Here is a 20,344-nt window from a genome sequence, read left to right as displayed (position 1 = left end):
CATTATGTTGAAGCTTTATGGTGGAGCGCGCAGTCGGGCTTCGATTGTGCAGTGGTATCTAGAGGAGATACAGGTTCCTTATGAATTTGTAAAACTTGACCTGCAAGCTGGAGAACAGCGTCAGCCAGAGTTTTTGTCGATTAATCCCTTTGGTAAAGTGCCCGCTATCGTTGATGGGGATCTCAAGCTGTGGGAATCGGGTGCCATTTTGCTCTATTTGGCTGAAAAGTATGGCGGTGAGGCTGATACCGTTGAGCAACGAGCAGTTTTAGCTCAGTGGGTGCTGTTTGCCAATGCCACCCTTGGTCCTGGTGTATTCGTTGAAAGCAGCCGCGAGAAGGAAATGCCGCGTCTGTTTGCCGCGTTAAACCAGCATTTTGCATCTTCTCAATATGTCGTAGGCGATCAGTTTGGTATGGCCGATGTAGCGGTAGGTTCTTATTTGGCCTATATTCCGATGATGCTGCAAATTGGCTATGACGACTATCCTGCGATCGCAGATTACTTGCAGCGAATGATTTCGCGTCCAGCATTCAAGCAGACCATCGGTGCCCGCTAGTTGACCTGACTGAACTGATCTGCCCAACTGCCCGATCAATCTGTCTAAAACTAATGTCAAACTGTCCCCGCTGCCATCAACCCGTCGATCCTCAGGCGATTGAGTGTCCCTACTGCCGGACATCGCTGAAGGCATACGGTCATCCCGGCATGACCCTACATCGCTCAGAGACAGGCGATTATCTGTGTCAAACCTGTGCCTACGAAGCCGACGACACCTGCACCTATCCCCAACGTCCTTACGCCACTGAGTGTCTACTCTACACCGACGTTAATAAGCCCACCTCGATCGAACAACCCACCCTCAGTCAACGAGCCCAACTGCGGCTGTGGTTAAAGCGTAACGGTGTATGGGTGCTATTAGCCTGCCTGATTGGCATTAGCCTATTAACGGCTCTACTAAATTGAGAAATGAATTGAGAAATGCAGAAATAGGCAAATAGACGGCACAGAGCCAACTACAGCTATTTCTCCTACTGTCCTACCGCTCACTATTTCTCCGTAAACCGCCACACCCCATCCCACACACCAGATACACCGTGGTTGATGAGATGTTGAATGCGATCGCAGTATAACTCAGCCGCGCGATCCTCCGGATTTATAGCCAGTACCTGTTCAAAAGCGGCTTTCGCTTCAGCAAAAGATTGCCGCCGATAGGTCTGAATGCCGTACTTGAAGTCTGCTTGCGTGGCCAGCTTGAGCTGCTGTTGGTCTGCGGTTTCGGCATCCAGAACTTCGTAAATGGAAATCGGTTCGTTGCGGCCTTTAACCGCTACGCAGTCCACAAAGCGCATCTGATACGGCGCAGTTTCGTCGAGCTGATCGACCACCTGTTCTGAAATTAAAAACGCAACGCCGTAGAACTTGGTCAATCCTTCCAAGCGGGCAGTGAGGTTAATGTTGTCCGAAATTGTATCGGCCTGTAGACGGCTGGGTTCACCGACGATGCCCACCATCATGTAGCCCACATGCAAACCGATGCCGACGCGAATGGCGGGTAGTCCCTGCGCTTGCCGCTGCTGATTGTAATCCTGCACTCGCTTGAGCTGGGCAATTCCCGACCGGACAGCATCATCTACCTTGCGCGGAAAAACGGCCATTACGCCATCGCCCATGTATTTGATAATCAGGCCGTGGTGATGGCGAATTTCGGGGCTGACCTGCTGCAAATAGGCATTGATAAAGTCGAAGTTTTCCTGGGGCGACATCTGCTCCGACAGCGTTGTGAAGGAGCGAATGTCAGAGAACATGACCGCCATTTCGCGGCTGATATTGTCGCCTAGATTAATTTGGGTGATTTCCTTATCGAGAAACGCCAAATATTCCGGCGGCACAAAGCGACTATAGGCATCCGTCAGCTCCACTTGGCGGGTATAGAGACGGGCATTTTCGATGGAGATGGCGGCCTGCGCCGACAGGATTTTCAGCACTTCCAGCCGTTCGGCGGTGAAGGCACCAACGGCTAAATTATTTTCCAGATAGGCCACGCTGATCAGCTTGCCTTGATAGATCAGCGGCAGGCACAGTACCGATTTGGGCTGACGAGTCTGAATGTAGGGATCATGGGCAAACTGCTCATCCTGTGTGGCATCGTGCAGCAGGACGGCTTCTTCGGTGCGGGTGACGTAGTTGATAATGGTGACGGGCAGGGTATTGTCTAGCCCGGCGTTGACCACTTCTGTGTTGTGTACGCCCTGATCGCTGTTTGCCTGGGCCACCGAACCACTGGCTCGCACCTGCCATTCGCCATTGTGTTCCAGCAGCAAGTGCCCGGTTTCGGCTCCCGCATTTTCGATCACTAAGGCCATCATCTGTTCCAACAGCTTATCTAGCAGAATTTCCTGCGATAGCGTTTGGGAAGCTTTGATGATGCTGTAGATATCGAGTCCCGCACCTGTTTTGCTCGAACTAGAGCTGGAGGCATAGCGGCTGGTCGTCGATTCCTGATCCATAGACGCCGTACCGCTGCTGAAGGGTGCGATCGCAGATTCGGTTTTCAAATACGGATAGTGAGCATCCAAATCCGCTACTTTTGCGATCGCGCCCCACTGCAAATAGGCATGGCGCGCTTCCATCAAATAGGCTCTGGCAATGACTGTATTGCCCTGGTCGGTGTAGAACTGCGCTAATCGCTCATTTGCGATCGCATTATCTTGGATGTAGCCAAACTGCTGGGCCAGTTGGATGGCCTGTTCGTAGCAGTGCTGCGCCTCAGTGATGCGATTGCGCAGTCGCGCCATTTCCGCTTTCACGAGCAGATAGCGATGCTGATAATTAGCCGGACTATGGTGTGCCCATTCTTTAAGCTGACGTTCGTACTGTTTGAGCCGCTTCCATGCATTCTGCTGAGCGGTACCTGCCAAGGACGGATAGCGAACGGCCAAGCAGAGGGCTGACTGAAACACCTGCTGCACGACTCGCGCCAGACCATAGGCGGAACCGATAGTTTGCTCTGCTGCATCTGCCATCTGAGCCGCTTGCTCATAGTCTCCAGCCATAAAGTAGAGCGCAGATTTGACAATGTAGTACCAGTTCAGCGCCCCAATCAGCCCTGGATTCTGCAAGATGGCAACGTGCTGTTCTTCGTCGAACTGGTCATCACTGAGGCTAGTTGGGCTCTGGGTTTGACCCTTTAAGCAGCGAGCCATTTGGCGAGTGACATAAAAGAAGGTTGGTGTGTATTGTTCACCTACCTGCTGAGCATAATCTAAATGGGTTTGCACATCCGCTGCGACTTTTTCCAGGGGTATGCCCAGCAAAATTTGTCGCATATCCAGCACGTTATTGGCATAGCAAGCCCAGATTAAATCGCCATATTCAATGCCAAATTGAAATGCCGTTTTTAGATGGTCAACATCTTCTCGAGAATGATTAGTCCAGTGATTAATAAAACCGCCAAAGAGGAAGTAGGTTTTACATTTTAATTCCGGCGTATTAAAGCGCTCAACTAACTCCAGCGCTAGCTTGCCAAACTGATAGCGATTTTGATACTCCTTTAGCTTTTCACCCAGGAATCGGCCCAGCCCCAAATAGGCCACGGCTGAAACTGCCGAGTTACCATACTGCAGCGACAGACTCGACATCCGCAGATAAAACAGATCGGACAGCGCCATATCTGTGTAGTACAGCGCCGGAATCACCTGCGCCATCAGATACACCTGAGACAGGTAGATCGGATTGTCCATGATGGGCAGATCAACCAGTTGAGCAACCGGGCGATTCCGCAACCGCAGCTTGATTTTGAGCACTTCCGCAATCGTAGCCCGTTGGACAGCGGTTTGACCTTCGGGCACTGTCCAACCGAGTAAACGTAAGCCTTCTTTTCCTAACGAAATAACTTCGGCAAACTTGCCCAATGTGGTATTCAAGACAATTTGAATGCTGTAAATCTGCGCCTTTTCAATCGCAGTTTTAGCCTGTTCTAGAACTACCTTAAAAAGTGTTTCAGCTTGGGCGAAATTGCCGCATAGATAGGCACATTCAAAGCATTCTTTATGCAGATTAAAGGCCAGTTGATACTGCAATTGCCAACAGTCTTCTGCCAGTAAATGAATACCCGTTTCTAAATAGCTAAATGCCGATTCATAGGCCACAGCGGACTTGGCTTTTTGGCCAGCCTGGAGATTCAGTTCCGCCAATTGCTGACGCTCAGCCACATCGGTGATCAGCGCCATGCCCTGATTGAGCTGATTGACCACTTCAAACTCAAAGTCGCCATCCGACTGACTGGTGCGATCGCACTTTAATAAACGACCAATTTTGAGATGAACTGCCTGTCGCTCGGCATCGGCAATCAGTTCATAGGCCGCCTGCTGCACCCGGTCATGCAGAAAGCGATAGGTGATTCCGTCTACGGTCGAATCGATGAGTTCCGCCAGTTCTGCTTCGGTTAAACCCGTCGGTACCTGTCCGGCGTTGCCCTGCTGGATAATCACTTGATCGCGTAGCGGTTCGGCCAAATTCGCGACTACTTCGGTTAGGGACTGTTCGGCAATGACCGCCAGCGTCTTGAGATTGAACTGATTGCCAATACAGGCGGCTAACTGGAGCAGATGCTGCGATCGCATCGGCAGTCGCCGCAGCTTGATCATCATCAAATCAATCACATTTTCGGTGATGCCTGCCGCCTGCGCCTGCGCCAAATCCCACTGCCAGCGCCGTTGCTCCCGATTAAACGCCAGAATCTGCTCGTCGTAAAAATAGTTGAGCAGTTGATTGAGGAAAAAGGGATTGCCATTGGTTTTTGCGATCGCAACTTCGGCCAGATCTTTTACCTGATCCGGTGTGGTATCTAGACTATCGGCCAGCAGATGCTGGACGGTGGTGAAACTCAGCGGGTTCAGATGAATATCCGTCCGGTTCACCTGCGCCTGGTTTAAATCCTCCAGCAGCGTCATCAGCGGATGCGCCGCATAGACTTCGTTATCGCGATAGGCTCCAATCAGCAGCAGATAGGCCCCATTGGGCGATGTGAGCAGGTTTTGAATCAGCCGTAGCGATGCTGAATCGGCCCACTGCAAATCGTCTAAAAACAGGACGAGGGGATGTTCTGGCCGAGTGAATACCTCGACAAACTGCTGAAACACCCGATTAAAGCGGTTCTGGGCTTCGCTGGGGCCAAGACTGGGCACCGCAGGCTGCTCGCCAATAATCCGCTCCACTTCCGGGATCACGTCGATGATCACCTGACCGTTGACCCCTAATGCCGCTTCCAGTTGTAGTCGCCACTGGCCGATCCGCTGGGGTGGCTCAGTCAAAATCTGGCGAATCAGTCCCCGAAAAGCCTGAATCAGCGACGCATAGGGCACGTTGCGCTGGAGCTGATCAAACTTTCCGGTGATGAAATAGCCTCGCTGCCGCGTCATTGGCTTATGCACTTCCTGAATCAGCGCCGTTTTGCCAATCCCGGAGAAGCCCGCCACCAGCATTAGCTCGATTGCGCCTTCACAAACGCGGCCAAAGGCATCCAGCAGCGTCTGCACTTCGGTTTCACGACCGTAGAGCTTTTGCGAAATCTGTAAGCGATCGCAAAAATCAGCCTGCCCCAGAGGAAATGATGCAGTTTTGCCGGTTGCACCTAATCCGACCGATCTCAATTGATCCAGACACTGCTGTAAATCAAAAATTAGCCCCTCAGCACTCTGATAGCGATCCTCCGCATTTTTGGCCATCAGCTTCAGCACAATCTCGGCCAGCGGTTGCGGAATGTTGGGATTGTGGACTTGGGGCGAAGTGGGCTGCTTGGCAATGTGGCAATGCACCAACTCCAGCGGTTCACTGGATTGAAACGGTAGCAGCCCTGTCAGCAGGTGATAGAACGTAATTCCGAGAGAATAAAAATCGCTACGGTAGTCCATGACCCGGTTCATGCGGCCCGTCTGTTCGGGCGACATATAGGCCAGTGTGCCCTCCATCAGGTTTAGGTTTTGCGCCTCCTGATTCTCCATCAGCAGTCGCGATGAAATGCCAAAGTCAATGAACTTGACGGCTTTGTTGCGGGGATGAATCAGGATATTTTGCGGCTTAATGTCTTTATGGGTAATGCCGTATTGATGTAGCAGCTTTAGGTGCTGCGTCATCTCAATCGCAACGGTCATAAACAGGCGAATATTTTGCTGAAAGGTTGCCGTGAGTTCATGAATTGGTACGCCACCAAAGTCTTCTAGCACCAGCAGCAAATGCTTATCTTGCTGCTCTATCCGATAGGGGCGAACCACACCTTCAATATCAACACCCTGCAAAATCTCATACTGATGCTTCAGCTTGGCAATGTCGCGCAGGCTGGGATAAAGCTGACGGTGGGTTTTAAGCACCACGGACTTATGGGTTGCAGCATCCAGCGCTCGACAAACGATTGACTTCATTCCTTCGTGGATGACTTCTGTAATTTGATATCCAGGAATCGTCAACATGATGTGCAGAGTATAGGTTGAACGGCGTGAGTACTGAAGCTGCCCCTGATGCTGCGTGGCTCAAATTACCCTGTAGGTTTGCCTGATATTCCCAATGATCATGCATATATCAGGTTTTTAACTATCATTACGGCTGAAACATTGTCAGGATTATATAGCGAACTTCGCAGGATTTTGAGCCACATCAGTCGGTTGGATCGCTAAATCTCAACACCAGAATTTCAACGTCAGAATCTCAATGCCAGAATCTCAATGCCAGAACTAGAGATTCATCCTCGTGGAATTGGGGTTAGCGTTCATGAGGAATAAGACGAGGAATAGGGTTCGCCAAATAGCACCACCGAGCACGCAATACTCTGAATCACCTGCGTTGTCACATCGCTCACGGCTAGTCCGCCAACGGTTCGCCGTCGAATTGAGCGCAGGATTACCAAATCATGAGCCTGACTCGCTTGCAAAATGGCGGTAGCTGGGTCGTCGTGAACGACAACCTGCATGTCGGTTGGTCGCGGAAAGGGACTGTGGCTGAGCCATTGCGATAAATCAGCCATTAGGGTTTCCGTTTGGGCCGCGGGAGTTCTGCGATCGCACACATGTAGCAATGTCAGGGCTGAGTCATTGGTTTCCGCTAGAAGCTGCGCAAATTGAAGCGTCCAGAGGCTTTGAGGCTGCATATTTTTAACCGGGACGAGAATGCGCTTGAGCCGCATCGGTTCATCCAGCAGGCGAGCAACGGCAACGGGACAGTGAGCCGCCCAGAAGACGCTGTCGGTGACGGTGCCGAAAAACCGCGATCGCAACCCAACATCGCTCCAGCCCATAACGATCAGGCGAGCCTCTTGTTCGCGGGCGGTGCGGCTGATGGCGTTGGCAATATCATCGTCAACGCGTAGATAAGGATGTGCGATCGCGCCCGTTCGTTCCGTGACTTCGATCGCCCGATTCAGCAGTTGCCGCCCCCGGCGCAGCATCCGCGCCAAATCTGGATCGTCTAGATGTAAATTGGCCTTGGCGATCGATAGCGGCACGACTACGCCCGATTCGTGACGGGCAATCAGAGCGGCGAGCTCAATCAAGTTATTTTCAGTCAGAGGATTGGCGACTGGCACGACGACGGTAAAGGGAGACTCGCTCCCTAACCCGCTTTGGCCCAGTTGAACGCCCTGCTCCTCCAGCCCCGGCTCTTGCTCCAAATCCAGCCCATCACTGCCCCACCAATGTTCAAGTTCCTGGGGAAGTTCGACTTTGGGCGCAGGCAATTTGACGGCAAATCGCTCTGTCATCAACGGTCCCGCCAAAGACGTGACCAGCATCAGAACGATCACACTATTGAAGACCGATTGGGTAATGATGCCCGTTTCATAGCCGACTAACGCGGCGGCAAGTGTTGCGGCCACCTGCGGGAGCGACAGTGACCACATAGTGAGCGTTTCAATCCAGCTGTAGCGATAGATCCACTTCACGGTGAAGGCGGCCAGGAATTTGCTGCTAATCAAGCCGCCGACGATGGCAAAGGTAAGGCCAAAGCTGCGAATCAGCGTATCGACGAACGCGGGAATATCCAGCAGCAGTCCGGTATCGACAAAGAAAAAGGGAATGAATAGGGTGCTGCCGACAAACTCGATTTTTTCTTGGACAGGCCCTCGTCCGATCACGTCGTTAATAGCAAGACCGGCCAAAAACGCACCGATGATTTTGTCGATGTTGATCGCCTGTGCGCCGACGGAGGCCAGAAACACCGCCAACAGAACGAATAGAAACTGGTTGCTTTCCTCGTCGCCTGTGCGCTGAAAATAGTCTCGTCCCACCCAGCGAATGCCGAATAGCACCGCTACGGTATAGATGGCCAGCGATCCTAACTGGATGAGTAAACTGTTGAGGGAGAACTCGCCGGAGTCAATGGACACGCAGATGGCCAAAACCAGCAGCGCTGCAATATCGGTCAGAATGGTGGCCCCAATGGTGACGGTGACGGCCTCATTCCGCACGACGCCGAGACGCTGCACGATTGGATAGGCCAGCAGAGTGTGGGAGGCCATCAGCGACCCGATTAGAATGGCAGCATTCCAGCCAAAGTCAAAATACAGGCCGACCAGCGTGCCCATGATCATGGGCACGAGAAAGGTTGAGAGGCCAAATCCAAGGGAGCGATCGCGGGTTTTGCGAAACTCGGCTAGATCAATCTCTAGTCCAGCCACGAACATGAGATACACTTTGCCGATATCGGATAATAATTCAATGGTTTCGGTTTCTGGATCGAGCAGTCCTAAACCACTTTGTCCCAGTAAAATTCCGGCAACAATTAGCCCCACTAATCCGGGTAAGCGCAGTCGCTCAAAAATGGGTGGTAGAATCAAACTCACCAGCAACAGTAGCGTAAACGCCACGATTGGACTGACTTCTGGTGGTAAAGCCTGAAGAAATTGTCCCATGTAATTGCGACCTCTTTTTAAGGTAGAAGACTGGTACGAAATCGGGTTTAAACAATTTGAATCGTTTGAGCGAGAGGCAATCATCACCTCTTTCCACCCAAACGATTCAGGACGCTACAGATAAATTCGGTTCAGTTCAATCTGGATCGATACGATTTTCCTATTTGCATCTGATTTGATCAATAGGTCTCAATTGAAAGATGACAACAGTCGTGCGATCGCAATTTCAATCCACTGATCCTAATCCCAATTGTGCGATCGCGGCCATAATGGAGTCTTTAGCTCCAGCTGTCCTATCGTTCTATGAAAACTCCTGATCATTGCCAAAATATGGCGGATATTCGTGCCGCCATTGATCAGCTTGACCGTCAGGTGATTGCGCTACTGGGCCAGCGCTTTGCCTATGTCAAGGCGGCATCAAAGTTCAAGACCAGCGAAACAGACGTAAAAGCCCCAGACCGCTTTCGATCAATGCTGCTGCAGCGCCGCACCTGGGCAGAAGCGGAAGGCTTAAGTGCCGATGTTATTGAACAGCTCTATCGAGATCTCGTCACCTACTTTATTGAAGAAGAAATGCAGCACTGGCAAAGGGCCGAGCAACCAGATTTCTGTGGTCAATCGTCCGAGAAATCAACACCTCGATAAAAAATTGGGGTTCTGGAGTTTCTACAGTGAACGCGTATGCTGCTGCTGCCAATTTTCCGCCTGCTGATGAATCGCGTCTAACTCCTCCGCTGACATTTTTTTGATATTGGCCAGAATCAAATTCATGCGGCCTTGGGATTTGAGCTTGTTGTAGTGGCGAGAAAGAAAATCCCAATAGAAAAAATTAAACGGGCAGGCATCTTTTCCTGTCCGCTTTGTGCGGCTGTAGGTGCAGTTCTGGCAATAGTCGCTCATTTTGTTGATGTAATTGGCTGATGACGCATAGGGTTTAGAGGCCAGCATTCCACCATCGGCAAACAGCCCCATACCAATCACGTTGGTCTGCATCACCCAGTCATAGGCATCAATAAACGCTGCATGAAACCAGCTTTCCACCTCCTGGGGTGACAGTCCGGCAATCAGCGAAAAATTGGCCAGTACCATCAATCGCTGAATGTGGTGAGTGTAACCCGTGCGTTCTAACTGCGATAGCACCTGCTTCAGGCAGTTCATCTCTGCTTGCTCCGCATCCCAGAAAAACTGGGGCAGTGGATGATTGTGCTCAAAAAAGTTTTTAGTTGGATAGTCATCGCTGACGTAGCTATACAGTCCCCGCATGTACTCCCGCCAGCCCAGCACTTGGCGAATAAAGCCCTCGACGCTGTTCAGCGGCAACTTGCGATCGCGCCACGCCTGTTCCACCGCCCGTACAATTTCTTCCGGATGCAGCAGGCCCAAATTCATGTAGGGCGAAATCAAACCGTGCCACATGGTTTCTTCGCCCGTTACCATTGCGTCTTGATACGGCCCAAAGGTTGGCAGGCGCACCTCGACGAAATACTGAAGCACCTGCAGCGCCTGTTCGCGAGTGGTTCCCCAGCGAAAGGGAGTGGCCTGACCATAGGTGGGATAGTCTGCCGCTTTGACTTGGTCGATTACGGTTTGGGTAATCTCGTCCGGCTCAAACCACAGCGGATCGGGCGGATTCAGATCCCCCTTAGGCGGTTTACGATTTTGCTTGTCGAAATTCCACTGGTTGCCCGCTGGCTCATCGCCATCCATCATCACGTCGAACCGCTTGCGCCCCTCCCGGTAGAAGGGTTCCATCAGCAGATTCTTGCGACCCTTAGCCCACTGAGCAAAGGCATCGTCTGACCAGAAAAACTGATTGTTCGGTGTGATGGTTAACTGGCAGGGCAGTTTGAGCGTTTTGAAATAGCGCTGAAAGGTGCGATCGCAGGGCTGCATCAGCCGCAGTTCTTGAATACCTTGCTTACTAATCCACTGGTTGAGCGGTGTTTGAAAATCCTGAGCTTGTTCAACATAGGTGACTGACCAGCCCTGTTGCCGCAGTTCTTCTGCAAAGTGCCGCATAGCTGACCAAACCAGCACCAGCTTTTGCTGGTGGTAGGGGCGCTCTTTCACATGGCTGAGCGACTCGATCAGAATAACGGCTACCTGATCTTTCTGCTGTTCACAGCTCGCTAAAGCCGATTGACCCAGCGAGAGCTGATCGCCCAATACCCAAATCCCGATGGTCATATTGCTGATCTCACGAAGTCTACTACACTTTCCTTATTCAGCCATTTTTGAGGAAATGTGATGTCCAGTCCCTGGCCCGAATTACCCTTGGATGATTGGCAAGATACCTGCACCACGCTGCACATGTGGACTCAAATTGTCGGCAAAATTCGCCTTGTGCAAACGCCTTGGATCAATCACTCCTGGCATGTGCCGCTCTATTTAACGGTGCGCGGATTGACGACTAGCCCAATTCCCTACGGCAACCACATTTTTCAAATTGACTTTGATTTTATTGACCACCAGCTTCAGATTGCCACCTGCGATCGCAGTTTTCAAACCATTGACTTACGACCCCGCTCCGTTGCCGATTTTTATCAGGCAGTGATGACGGCTCTAACCGCGCTGGATATTCCGGTCACGATCAATACTCGACCCAATGAAATTCCCGATCCGATTCCCTTCGATCAGGATACTGTCCACGCCAGCTATGATGCTAACGCCGCTCATCGATTTTGGCAGATTTTGTTACAGTGCGATCGCGTTTTTCACGAGTTTCGCTCCCACTTTTGCGGCAAGGTCAGTCCAGTGCATTTCTTTTGGGGCAGCTTCGATTTAGCGGTGACTCGCTTCTCCGGTCGATCTGCGCCCGAACATCCGGGCGGTGTGCCCAATCTACCCGACGATGTGGCGAAAGAAGCCTACAACCAGGAAGTTAGCAGTGCGGGGTTCTGGCCAGGGACGGGACTGGGCTATCCGGCTTTTTATTCCTATGCTTATCCAACACCTAAGGGATTCAAGGATGCTGCTGTCCAGCCTGAAGCCGCCTTTTTCCATGATGGCATGGGAGAGTTTATCCTACCCTATGACGCCGTGCGCACAGCTCCTGATCCGGATCGGGCTTTGTTGAGTTTTCTGCAAAGCACCTACGACGCTGCGGCCAGCTTGGCGGACTGGAACAAAGCCGCACTGCAACAAACCTGGTTTAAGTAATCTAATTGAAAAGGGGGAGACGCTATACGTCTCCCCCTTTTCAACGGTTAAGGCAATAGATTAACGCTACTTAGCGGCCAATCCCTTGATACTGGAAGCCAGCCTCAATCAAGAGCTGAGGATTGAGGAAGTTGCGGCCATCGATCATGATGGGCGTGTGCATCAGCTTCGCCATCTTGGTGTAGTCAAGAGACTCAAACTTCTTCCAATCGGTAACTAAAACCAGCGCATCGCAGCTATCGGCCAAGCGCTCGGGATCGGTTTCAACAACAACACCCGAGAGGCCATGACGCATACCGCTTTGGGACACGATGGGGTCGTATGCCTTAACTCTTGCACCGAGACGATTCAGTTGCTCAATTAGGATCAGCGCAGGTGCATCGCGCATGTCGTCAGTGTCAGGCTTGAAGGTCAAACCTAGCAAACCAACCGTTTTACCCTTGAGGATTTTGAGTACCTGCTGAAGTTTCTCAACAGTTAGCACACGCTGACGGCTGTTCACATCAATGGTGGCCTTCAGCAGTTGAGCGTCATAGCCATAGTCATCAGCGGTGTGAACCAGTGCAGATACGTCTTTCGGGAAGCAGGAACCACCCCAGCCGATACCAGCCTGTAAGAACTTGCTGCCGATGCGGGAATCTAGACCAATGCCCTTCGCAACTTGGGTGACATCAGCACCAACGCGATCGCAGATATTAGCAACCTCGTTGATGAAGCTAATCTTAGTGGCCAGGAACGCATTGGAAGCGTACTTCACCATTTCAGCCGAGCTGAGGTCAGTGGTGACAACAGGTACGGGGGGTAAAGACTTATCTTCTGCAACTTCCCGATTGACGATGGGCGCATAAAGCTGCTTCATCATTTCCATTGCTTTCTGGCTGTTGCTGCCCAAAACAATCCGATCGGGATTGAAGGTGTCATAAATTGCAGAACCTTCCCGCAAAAATTCAGGGTTGCTGACCACATCAAATTCAACATCGACTGCAGGTGTAGCAACGCCACCACCAGCGGTGACGGGTACTTTCTCGCGCTCAGCAATGCCGTCTAGGACAATCATTCGCACCCAGTCACCAGAGCCAATGGGTACGGTGGACTTGTTAACAATGACTTTGTAGCCGGAGGTTAGATTTTCGCCAATGCCACGGGCAACGGCTTCAACGTAGCGGGTATCGCTTTCACCCGTTGGCAATGCAGGCGTACCGACTGCGATGAACAGGATCTCGCCGTGATCAACCCCTGCGCCGAGATCGGACGTGAATTGAATCTTGCCAGTTTGGATGGCTTGCTGCATCAGTTCTGACAGGCCCGGTTCATAGATCGGAGATTGACCAGACTGCATGAGTTTAACTTTTTCTTCGTTGTTATCCACGCAGATCACATCGTGACCTGTATGAGCCAAGCAAACACCTGTAACGAGGCCAACATATCCGGTACCAATGACACAAACGCGCATAAACTGAATCCTCTATTTTTAATGATTGGGCAGGGTTAGGGACTAATTGCCAATTCAATGGCACAGATCCTGCACATCCTTAAACAATGTCTAATTGCAGATGTTGCAAGAAAGAGGAAACCGAGTTTCCCTTAGCTAGAAACTGCCTGCTCAGGCAGCTTAGAAACCTCTGGACTAAAGCGATCGCGAAAATCTTCGATCATTTCCTTCAGCCCTTCCCGGAGTGGAACCGTAGGTTGCCAACCTAGATACTCTTTAGCGCGAGTAATATCAGGTTGCCGTCGGCGCGGATCATCCTGGGGTAGAGGTTCAAACTTGATTTCGAGACTGGGATTAATCATCTCGCATACGGTCTCAGCTAGTTCCAGAATGGTGTACTCGCCTGGATTACCCAGGTTGACGGGACCAATGAAGTCTCCATTCATCAACCGGATTAGTCCGTCAACTAAATCTGAGACATAGCAAAAACTGCGAGTTTGTGACCCATCTCCATATACAGTTAGCGATTTTCCACGAAGCGCCTGAGCAACAAAATTACTCACAACCCGTCCATCGTTCTCTAGCATTCGCGGACCGTAGGTGTTGAAGATTCGCGCGACTCGAATTTCAACATCATTTTGGCGGTGATAATCAAATGCCAAAGTCTCGGCAACTCGTTTACCTTCGTCGTAACAGCTCCGAATGCCAATCGGATTCACGTTCCCGCGATAATTTTCGGTCTGCGGATGAATCTCTGGGTCTCCGTAGACTTCTGAGGTAGACGCTAACAAAAATCGAGCCTTAACACGCTTGGCTAAGCCCAGCATGTTAATGGTTCCCATGACGTTAGTTTTAATGGTTTTAACTGGATTGTACTGATAGTGTACAGGGGAAGCCGGACAGGCCAGATGATAGATTTGTTCGGTTTCTAGGCGAATTGGTTCTGTAATATCGTGGCGGATCAACTCAAAGTTGTAGTAGTCAAACCACCGTAAGAGATTTTCCTTGCGTCCTGTGTAGAAGTTGTCAATACAAACAACTTCATTCCCCTCTTCTAAAAGCCGATCTATCAAGTGAGAGCCGATAAATCCAGCGCCACCCGTAACCAGAATTCTCATGATCCTAACTGCTCAAAAATATGGATGAACAATGAAAGTAGCCACCTAAAGACGCGTTTGCAGTCTCTTAGAGCACCCCATAAGCATTCACAGGTACGAACCGATGAAGATTTAGAGGGAATTCTCAATCACTCTAGCGCCTCATTAGGCTTGACTAGCTGTGCTAATCATCAGCGTTAAATTGCTGCTAAATCAAACATCAACCCAAAAGTGGCTGAAAGCAGTATACCGAGAAACAAATCGGGCTACAGCACTTACTGACTAAGAGACATGACTGAACTAGTTCAAGAATGCCCAACTTCACTTGATAAATTGCAAACCATTGCGCTAACACAGACCTTTTTTATTTGCTGCTAGTCATTTAATCTCCCAAAATTACAAAATTATTCAATTTGGCTGTAAACATAAGCTATCGAATCGAATTTAACGCAGCCAATATGATCTGCGGGATTTTACGGAAACTTCAAAGCCTCAGAGAAATAAACCTGGCTAAGCTTCAATTTTCTTCATGGTTCTAAAGCGGAAAAGTAACGAAAAAGGATAGTGCGATCGCACTATCCTTTTTCGTTGGGCTAAATTGCGCTAGCTCCGTGAATTACCGCTTAACTAGCTTTTTGGACATTTTCCGCAAGCGAATCGATTCCGGTGTCACCTCTAGCATTTCATCGGGGCCAATGTATTCCAGTGCCCGCTCTAGGGTCATATCAACTGGGGTTTGAAGCTGGACTAGCTCATCACCCGTTGCGGAGCGGTGGTTGGTCAACTGCTTGGTTTTGCAGATGTTCAGTTCCAGGTCTTGAGGTCGATTGTGCTCACCAATGATCATGCCCTTGTAGACCTTAGTACCTGGCGCGATAAAGAAAACGCCTCGGTCTTCAGCGTTCTTAAGCGCATAAAAGGTCGCTGTGCCCTCTTCAAACGCAATCAGCACACCGTTGCGACGCGTATCAACATCGCCCACCAGCGGACGATAGTCTAGGAAGCTGTGGTTCATAATGCCGTCACCACGGGTGAGACGGATGAAGTCACCCCGGAAGCCAATTAGGCCACGGGCTGGAACCACAAACTCAAGCTGTGCCCGACCGTCGCTGTTGACGCGCATATCCTGCATTTCACCGCGCCGCTGACCGATGGTTTCGATACAGCCACCAACGGCTTCTTCAGGGATGTCTAGTACCAGTAGCTCATAGGGTTCACAGGGCTGGCCGCTAACTTCCCGGTAAATCACCTGCGGCTGGGAAACTTGGAATTCATAGCCTTCCCGGCGCATGGTTTCAATCAGGATGCCCAGGTGCAGTTCGCCACGACCGGAAACGGCGAATTTATCTGGTGAATCAGTCGGTTCTACCCGCAGCGCTACGTTGGTCTCTAGCTCGCGCATTAAGCGATCGCGCAGTTGACGAGAGGTAACAAAGTCGCCTTCCTGTCCAGCAAACGGCGAATCGTTAACGCAGAAGGTCATCTGCAATGTCGGTTCGTCTACCTTAATCAGCGGCAGCGCCTGTGGCTCATTGGGGCAGGTAATCGTTTCACCGATATTGGCATCGGCAAAACCAGCAACGGCAACGATCTGTCCGGCAGAGGCTTGTTCAATTTCAATTCGCTGTAGACCTTCAAAGCCCATCAGCTTGGTGATTTTACCCTTGGTGATGCTGCTGTCTTCTTTGACAAGGGCAGCTTGCTGACTGGCATTAATCGTGCCGTTGTGAATCCGGCCAATCACGATCCGGCCCAAGTACTCTGAGTAGTCCAGCGTAGTGACCTGGAGCTGAAGCGGCTTTTCTGGATCGCCCACTGGCGGCGGAACGTGATCCAGGATGGCCCCAAACAGAGGCCGCATATCTTCGCTTTCATCGTCGAGGTCACTCTTGGCAAATCCAGCCAGGCCAGAAGCGAACAGATAAGGAAACTCGCACTGATCGTCATCCGCACCGAGTTCTAAGAACAGATCAAGCACCTTGTCAATTGCGCCGTAGGGATCAGCCTGGGGACGGTCAATCTTATTGACAACGACGATGGGGCGTAGACCTTTTTCCAGTGCCTTACGCAGAACGAAGCGCGTTTGCGGCATGGGGCCTTCGTTGGCATCGACGATCAGCAGACAGCCATCGACCATGCCTAATACCCGCTCAACTTCACCACCGAAGTCGGCGTGGCCAGGGGTATCCACAATGTTAATCAGCGTGTCTCCGTAGCGAACCGCTGTATTTTTGGACAAGATGGTGATGCCCCGTTCCCGCTCTAGGTCGTTGGAGTCCATGACGCAGTCCGGGATGTCCTCGCCCTCGCGAAAAATGCCAGACTGCTTCAGCAGTGCATCGACAAGTGTGGTTTTACCGTGGTCAACGTGGGCGATGATGGCAACGTTACGGATAGGTAGCGTCATGGCAAATTAGAGATCCGTTTTATAGTAGTGAACGTGCTGCTGCCGAGGGGCAACAAGGGGTTTATTTGGTTGAGAGTGGACAGTGCAGCGGAGACAAGCTCTATGGGACAGTTCATCTGTCAGAGACAACAAAGCCTTTTGGCTCTATACCGGAATCGTATAGATAAATTAAAGAGACCTATTGAACCGTCGCGAACGGTATCTACTCCCAAACAAATGTAAACAAGCCTTAATAAGTCTAGCGTACCCACTTGCTGATTGATCAGAAACGTGCTGGGAATTGGCTAAGGTTTTGCAGGTAAACGACTTTCACTGCCGTGCTTGTTGTACCAAGACATCAATGGACGGGCGCTGATTCCGTGCAGCACGATCGAAATGAGAATAGCTAAATACGTAATCCAGCGTAGCTCGGCTGTAATTGCACCTGGTAGGCCATAGCTGATGGCATAGGACAAGTAGTAAATTGAGCCAACGCCGCGAATGCCAAACCAGCCAAACAGAAACCGGGTTCTCCATTGGAGTTGATCTCCTATTGTGCTGATCCAGGCTGCCAACGGTCGAATGATGAAAATTAGACTACCTGCAATGAGTAGGGTTTCGGGTAAAAATTGCATGGTCTGATTAACGCGTAGCAGAGCACCCAGCAGTAACATCGCCCCTACTTCCAGTAATTTTTCGATCTGGGTAATGAAACCAAGCTGAGACTGGAGTTTTTCATAGGCATGACAATATTTTTGGATAGCTACCCCTGCCACAAATACCGCTAAAAATCCATATCCATTGACAAGTTCAGTCAATGAGTAGGAAAGCAAGATTGTGCCGATCGCAATCAAGTCGCTCATCGTTTGGTTGATGGCTTTGGCTCGATAAAGCTGCTCACTAATCCAAACAATGCCTTTCGCGACTACGATGCCCACACCAATGCCTGCGACAATTGCCCACAGCAAATCCACGATTACCCACTGACGAAACCAATCGTCTAGATTGGGCTGAGCAATCCAGTAAATGCCGCAGTAGACAAATGGAAAGGCTAGTGCATCATTCAGCCCGCCCTCTGACGTTAGACCAAACCGGAGTTCATCCGGATCATGACGGTGCTCAAGCTGCACCTCTGAGGCCAATACCGGATCGGTAGGAGCGAGAATTGCACCCAGCAAAACAGATTCTCCCCAGTTGAACCCTAACCCCCAATGACTGATTGCTGCGATCGCAAAAATTGAAAGCGGCATCAAAATCCCAATCAGCCGGATGGTTGAGTTCCAGGCCCAAAACTGGAGTGGGCGATTCATTTTCAGACCACAGCTAAACAGAGACACAATCACAACCAGTTCGGTAGCTCGCTCCAGAAACTGTGAATCGGGTTGAATGTTGATTAGCTCAATTCCATAGGGACCCAGTGCAATACCAATCACTACATAGATTAAGGCGTAAGACAGCGGTAGCCGCGAAATCCACTCGGAACACCAGGTTACAGCCAGCAGGAGCAACCCAATCACCAGCATCCCCACAATATAAACATTCATACAGCGTTACATCGTGCCTCAATAACTCAATTCATCACCTCTACGGGTTCTTCTAGGGTATGAGGCCATGAAACAGCGCAAATCCGCACGGAGAGGGAAACCAGCTAACCATAAGGCATTTTATAGATGTCTTATTCAAGAAGTAAAATTTAGCCCATTTCTTAAATCCTGCCTTACCAAACGTTAACTTCAAATCGAGTTGCCATCAGCTAGCACCTATGTCTAAACAGACTACTAGCGGCAAGTAGGGTTTATTGACGAAAATGACTTAACAAAATCCAGGTTTGTATCGTTTTACTAACTTGTTTCTTTACAAGAAAAGAACTTTTCGCGCATCTATCTGAATCTAGATATACACTTTTGCCACGCCGTTTTTGTCTCTGTGTTCAAAAGCAGATCAAGGACAGCGGCTTTAGCTGTTGTAATTCACCATTCCAAGGAGACCGAGTAATCATGCTTAATCTTGTGGGGCTTTCTGCATATTCGGGTTTGGATGCTACTTCGCCAATTTTGGCGCAGGCAACTTACGAGGATGCTGGGATTGGAATTTTCCAGATCATTCTCTATATCATCTTCTATGTTGTCTTTGCATTTCTGCTCCAAAAGATCTTGGAAAAATGCAGAGTTGATAATACCTGGTTCGCCTGGATTCCTATTCTCAATGCATACAAAATTTTTGAGGCGGGTGATAACGATAATCCTATTTTGTGGACAATCCTACTCCTCATTCCGTGTGTCAACATTGTTGCGGTTATTTTTTCAATCATTGCTTGGGTGAAGATTTGTCAGAAGTTAGGGAAATCACCTTGGCTTTTACTACTATTCCTGATTCCGGGTTTGGGTGGTCTAATCTTTTTAGGCATTCTTGCATTCGGCTAATTCAACTGCATTAAAAGATAAAACCGAATGTGGAGCATAGAGGTATAGCCCATGCTAAGACTTAAACACCGGAAGATTATTTTCTTGTTTTTAATTGCCACGATGGCCGGTGGCTCAATGGCGGCTTATTCGGCTTCCTCTGCCAATTTTTGGCTCAAAACTGTTGAGGTTGTTATCTTTCAGCAGATGGCAACGGCTGTGATTTTTCTAAGTTGCTTTGGTTGGGATTTGCTAAAAGCAAGCAAGCAAGCAGATAATCAATCTGAACCCTAAAGGTGATGAGGTCTTTCAAAATGAAGGCGTTGGTTCAATCCGATTTGACTCCATCAGACCTGACTCGCTCTGAGCAAATGCAGCGTTGGGGTTATTTTGCGATCGCACTTACCCCGCTAGTCGGCAGCGTTATCTTTAACTTGGGACTGCGGCTGTCGTTTTTGGGCTGTCCGCTAATGCGCTATATGGGAATTCCCTGTCCTGGTTGGGGCTTGACCCGTTCGTTTATGGCCGTGGCCAGAGGCGATTTAGCACAGGCTGTTTCCCATCATTTGTTTGGGCCAGTTTTATTTGTCGGATTTGCGATCGCAACGCTTCATTTAGCTACAGAACTGATTCGCAACCAAAAGATCCCAGTTTTTTATGGGCCAACGTTGCGGAATCCCAAATTCCAGATTTTTTGTTTCCTAGTGCTGGTGGGATACCACGGCGTTCGGCTGAATCAGCTTTGGCAATCAGGAGAACTCTACCATTCAATCCTGCAGTCCCCTTGGGGGCAATGGCTAATTAGCGTATCGGCTATTTTGCCCAACTAATTGACCAGCACCTAACAAATCACAAAACGAATCAAGAGGGAGTTCACCGTACGGTGAACTCCCTCTTGGGGCTTTTACGGCAGAATGTGAGGTATGGCAGACGAGTGCCATACGAATAACAATTGAGGGACTGATT

General features: G+C 50.1%; 14 protein-coding genes. 7 read left to right on the top strand and 7 right to left on the bottom strand.

Annotation, left to right across the window (positions count from 1 at the left end; translation table 11 throughout):
• Positions 1 to 4 precede the first annotated feature (4 nt).
• Positions 5 to 559, top strand: coding sequence for a glutathione S-transferase family protein (locus tag AC286M_RS28595; protein WP_488207618.1), 555 nt, complete (start codon positions 5 to 7; stop codon positions 557 to 559).
• A 53-nt stretch (positions 560 to 612) separates the two neighbouring features.
• Positions 613 to 966 carry a zinc ribbon domain-containing protein gene (locus AC286M_RS28590; RefSeq protein WP_488207617.1) on the top strand — a complete coding sequence of 118 codons (354 nt, stop codon included), beginning with the start codon at positions 613 to 615 and terminating at the stop codon, positions 964 to 966.
• Between the two features lie 83 nt (positions 967 to 1,049).
• Here AC286M_RS28590 and AC286M_RS28585 read toward each other — a convergent pair whose 3' ends face one another.
• Positions 1,050 to 6,470, bottom strand: a complete 5,421-nt coding sequence (locus AC286M_RS28585; RefSeq protein WP_488207616.1) for an AAA family ATPase — start codon at positions 6,468 to 6,470, stop codon at positions 1,050 to 1,052.
• Positions 6,471 to 6,766: 296 nt separating this feature from the next.
• A complete protein-coding gene (locus AC286M_RS28580; protein WP_488207615.1) occupies positions 6,767 to 8,902 on the bottom strand; it encodes a cation:proton antiporter in 2,136 nt (711 codons plus the stop codon).
• 303 nt (positions 8,903 to 9,205) lie between these two features.
• Here AC286M_RS28580 and AC286M_RS28575 point away from each other — a divergent pair, with 303 nt between their 5' ends.
• Complete coding sequence (locus AC286M_RS28575) at positions 9,206 to 9,547, top strand: isochorismate lyase (protein WP_488207614.1); 342 nt, start codon at positions 9,206 to 9,208, stop codon at positions 9,545 to 9,547.
• A gap of 21 nt (positions 9,548 to 9,568) precedes the next feature.
• On the opposite strand, the gene AC286M_RS28570 is transcribed toward AC286M_RS28575, so the two are convergent.
• A complete protein-coding gene (locus AC286M_RS28570) occupies positions 9,569 to 11,089 on the bottom strand; it encodes a cryptochrome/photolyase family protein (RefSeq protein ID WP_488207613.1) in 1,521 nt (506 codons plus the stop codon).
• A gap of 60 nt (positions 11,090 to 11,149) precedes the next feature.
• On the opposite strand from AC286M_RS28570, the gene AC286M_RS28565 reads away from it, so the two are divergent.
• Positions 11,150 to 12,061: a DUF5996 family protein gene (locus AC286M_RS28565; protein ID WP_488207612.1), complete on the top strand. Its 912-nt coding sequence runs from the start codon at positions 11,150 to 11,152 to the stop codon at positions 12,059 to 12,061.
• Between the two features lie 70 nt (positions 12,062 to 12,131).
• Here AC286M_RS28565 and AC286M_RS28560 read toward each other — a convergent pair whose 3' ends face one another.
• From AC286M_RS28560 to AC286M_RS28545, 4 genes are all read right to left on the bottom strand, one after another.
• The gene (locus AC286M_RS28560; RefSeq protein WP_488207611.1) at positions 12,132 to 13,514 is read right to left on the bottom strand and encodes a UDP-glucose dehydrogenase family protein; all 1,383 of its coding nucleotides are present in this window, start codon (positions 13,512 to 13,514) and stop codon (positions 12,132 to 12,134) included.
• A 131-nt stretch (positions 13,515 to 13,645) separates the two neighbouring features.
• On the bottom strand, positions 13,646 to 14,611 hold the full coding sequence (locus AC286M_RS28555; protein ID WP_488207610.1) for a UDP-glucuronic acid decarboxylase family protein: 966 nt from the start codon (positions 14,609 to 14,611) through the stop codon (positions 13,646 to 13,648).
• 595 nt (positions 14,612 to 15,206) lie between these two features.
• A complete protein-coding gene (gene typA, locus AC286M_RS28550; protein WP_488207609.1) occupies positions 15,207 to 16,997 on the bottom strand; it encodes a translational GTPase TypA in 1,791 nt (596 codons plus the stop codon).
• A gap of 284 nt (positions 16,998 to 17,281) precedes the next feature.
• Positions 17,282 to 18,520 (bottom strand): cation:proton antiporter, encoded by a 1,239-nt coding sequence (locus AC286M_RS28545; protein ID WP_488207608.1) that lies wholly within the window; start codon positions 18,518 to 18,520, stop codon positions 17,282 to 17,284.
• A 453-nt stretch (positions 18,521 to 18,973) separates the two neighbouring features.
• Here AC286M_RS28545 and AC286M_RS28540 point away from each other — a divergent pair, with 453 nt between their 5' ends.
• Genes AC286M_RS28540 through AC286M_RS28530 form a run of 3 tightly spaced genes read left to right on the top strand, consistent with a single transcriptional unit; the run spans position 18,974 to position 20,208 of the window.
• On the top strand, positions 18,974 to 19,399 hold the full coding sequence (locus AC286M_RS28540; RefSeq protein WP_488207607.1) for a DUF5684 domain-containing protein: 426 nt from the start codon (positions 18,974 to 18,976) through the stop codon (positions 19,397 to 19,399).
• 51 nt (positions 19,400 to 19,450) lie between these two features.
• Positions 19,451 to 19,672: a hypothetical protein gene (locus AC286M_RS28535; RefSeq protein WP_488207606.1), complete on the top strand. Its 222-nt coding sequence runs from the start codon at positions 19,451 to 19,453 to the stop codon at positions 19,670 to 19,672.
• A 20-nt stretch (positions 19,673 to 19,692) separates the two neighbouring features.
• A complete protein-coding gene (locus tag AC286M_RS28530; RefSeq protein ID WP_488207605.1) occupies positions 19,693 to 20,208 on the top strand; it encodes a DUF2752 domain-containing protein in 516 nt (171 codons plus the stop codon).
• Positions 20,209 to 20,344 lie beyond the last annotated feature (136 nt).

This window comes from Thainema salinarum CENA647, from assembly GCF_057732415.1.
Note: the sequence above shows the minus strand (reverse complement) of the source record. Positions and strands in the feature narration are given on the sequence as shown.

Bases quoted from the DNA above. Each gene is read 5' to 3' on its own strand.
- AC286M_RS28595 (WP_488207618.1), top strand. From the start codon at position 5: ATGTTGAAGCTTTATGGTGGAGCGCGCAGTCGGGCTTCGATTGTGCAG.
- AC286M_RS28590 (WP_488207617.1), top strand. From the start codon at position 613: ATGTCAAACTGTCCCCGCTGCCATCAACCCGTCGATCCTCAGGCGATT.
- AC286M_RS28585 (WP_488207616.1), bottom strand. From the start codon at position 6,470: ATGTTGACGATTCCTGGATATCAAATTACAGAAGTCATCCACGAAGGA.
- AC286M_RS28580 (WP_488207615.1), bottom strand. From the start codon at position 8,902: ATGGGACAATTTCTTCAGGCTTTACCACCAGAAGTCAGTCCAATCGTG.
- AC286M_RS28575 (WP_488207614.1), top strand. From the start codon at position 9,206: ATGAAAACTCCTGATCATTGCCAAAATATGGCGGATATTCGTGCCGCC.
- AC286M_RS28570 (WP_488207613.1), bottom strand. From the start codon at position 11,089: ATGACCATCGGGATTTGGGTATTGGGCGATCAGCTCTCGCTGGGTCAA.
- AC286M_RS28565 (WP_488207612.1), top strand. From the start codon at position 11,150: ATGTCCAGTCCCTGGCCCGAATTACCCTTGGATGATTGGCAAGATACC.
- AC286M_RS28560 (WP_488207611.1), bottom strand. From the start codon at position 13,514: ATGCGCGTTTGTGTCATTGGTACCGGATATGTTGGCCTCGTTACAGGT.
- AC286M_RS28555 (WP_488207610.1), bottom strand. From the start codon at position 14,611: ATGAGAATTCTGGTTACGGGTGGCGCTGGATTTATCGGCTCTCACTTG.
- typA (WP_488207609.1), bottom strand. From the start codon at position 16,997: ATGACGCTACCTATCCGTAACGTTGCCATCATCGCCCACGTTGACCAC.
- AC286M_RS28545 (WP_488207608.1), bottom strand. From the start codon at position 18,520: ATGAATGTTTATATTGTGGGGATGCTGGTGATTGGGTTGCTCCTGCTG.
- AC286M_RS28540 (WP_488207607.1), top strand. From the start codon at position 18,974: ATGCTTAATCTTGTGGGGCTTTCTGCATATTCGGGTTTGGATGCTACT.
- AC286M_RS28535 (WP_488207606.1), top strand. From the start codon at position 19,451: ATGCTAAGACTTAAACACCGGAAGATTATTTTCTTGTTTTTAATTGCC.
- AC286M_RS28530 (WP_488207605.1), top strand. From the start codon at position 19,693: ATGAAGGCGTTGGTTCAATCCGATTTGACTCCATCAGACCTGACTCGC.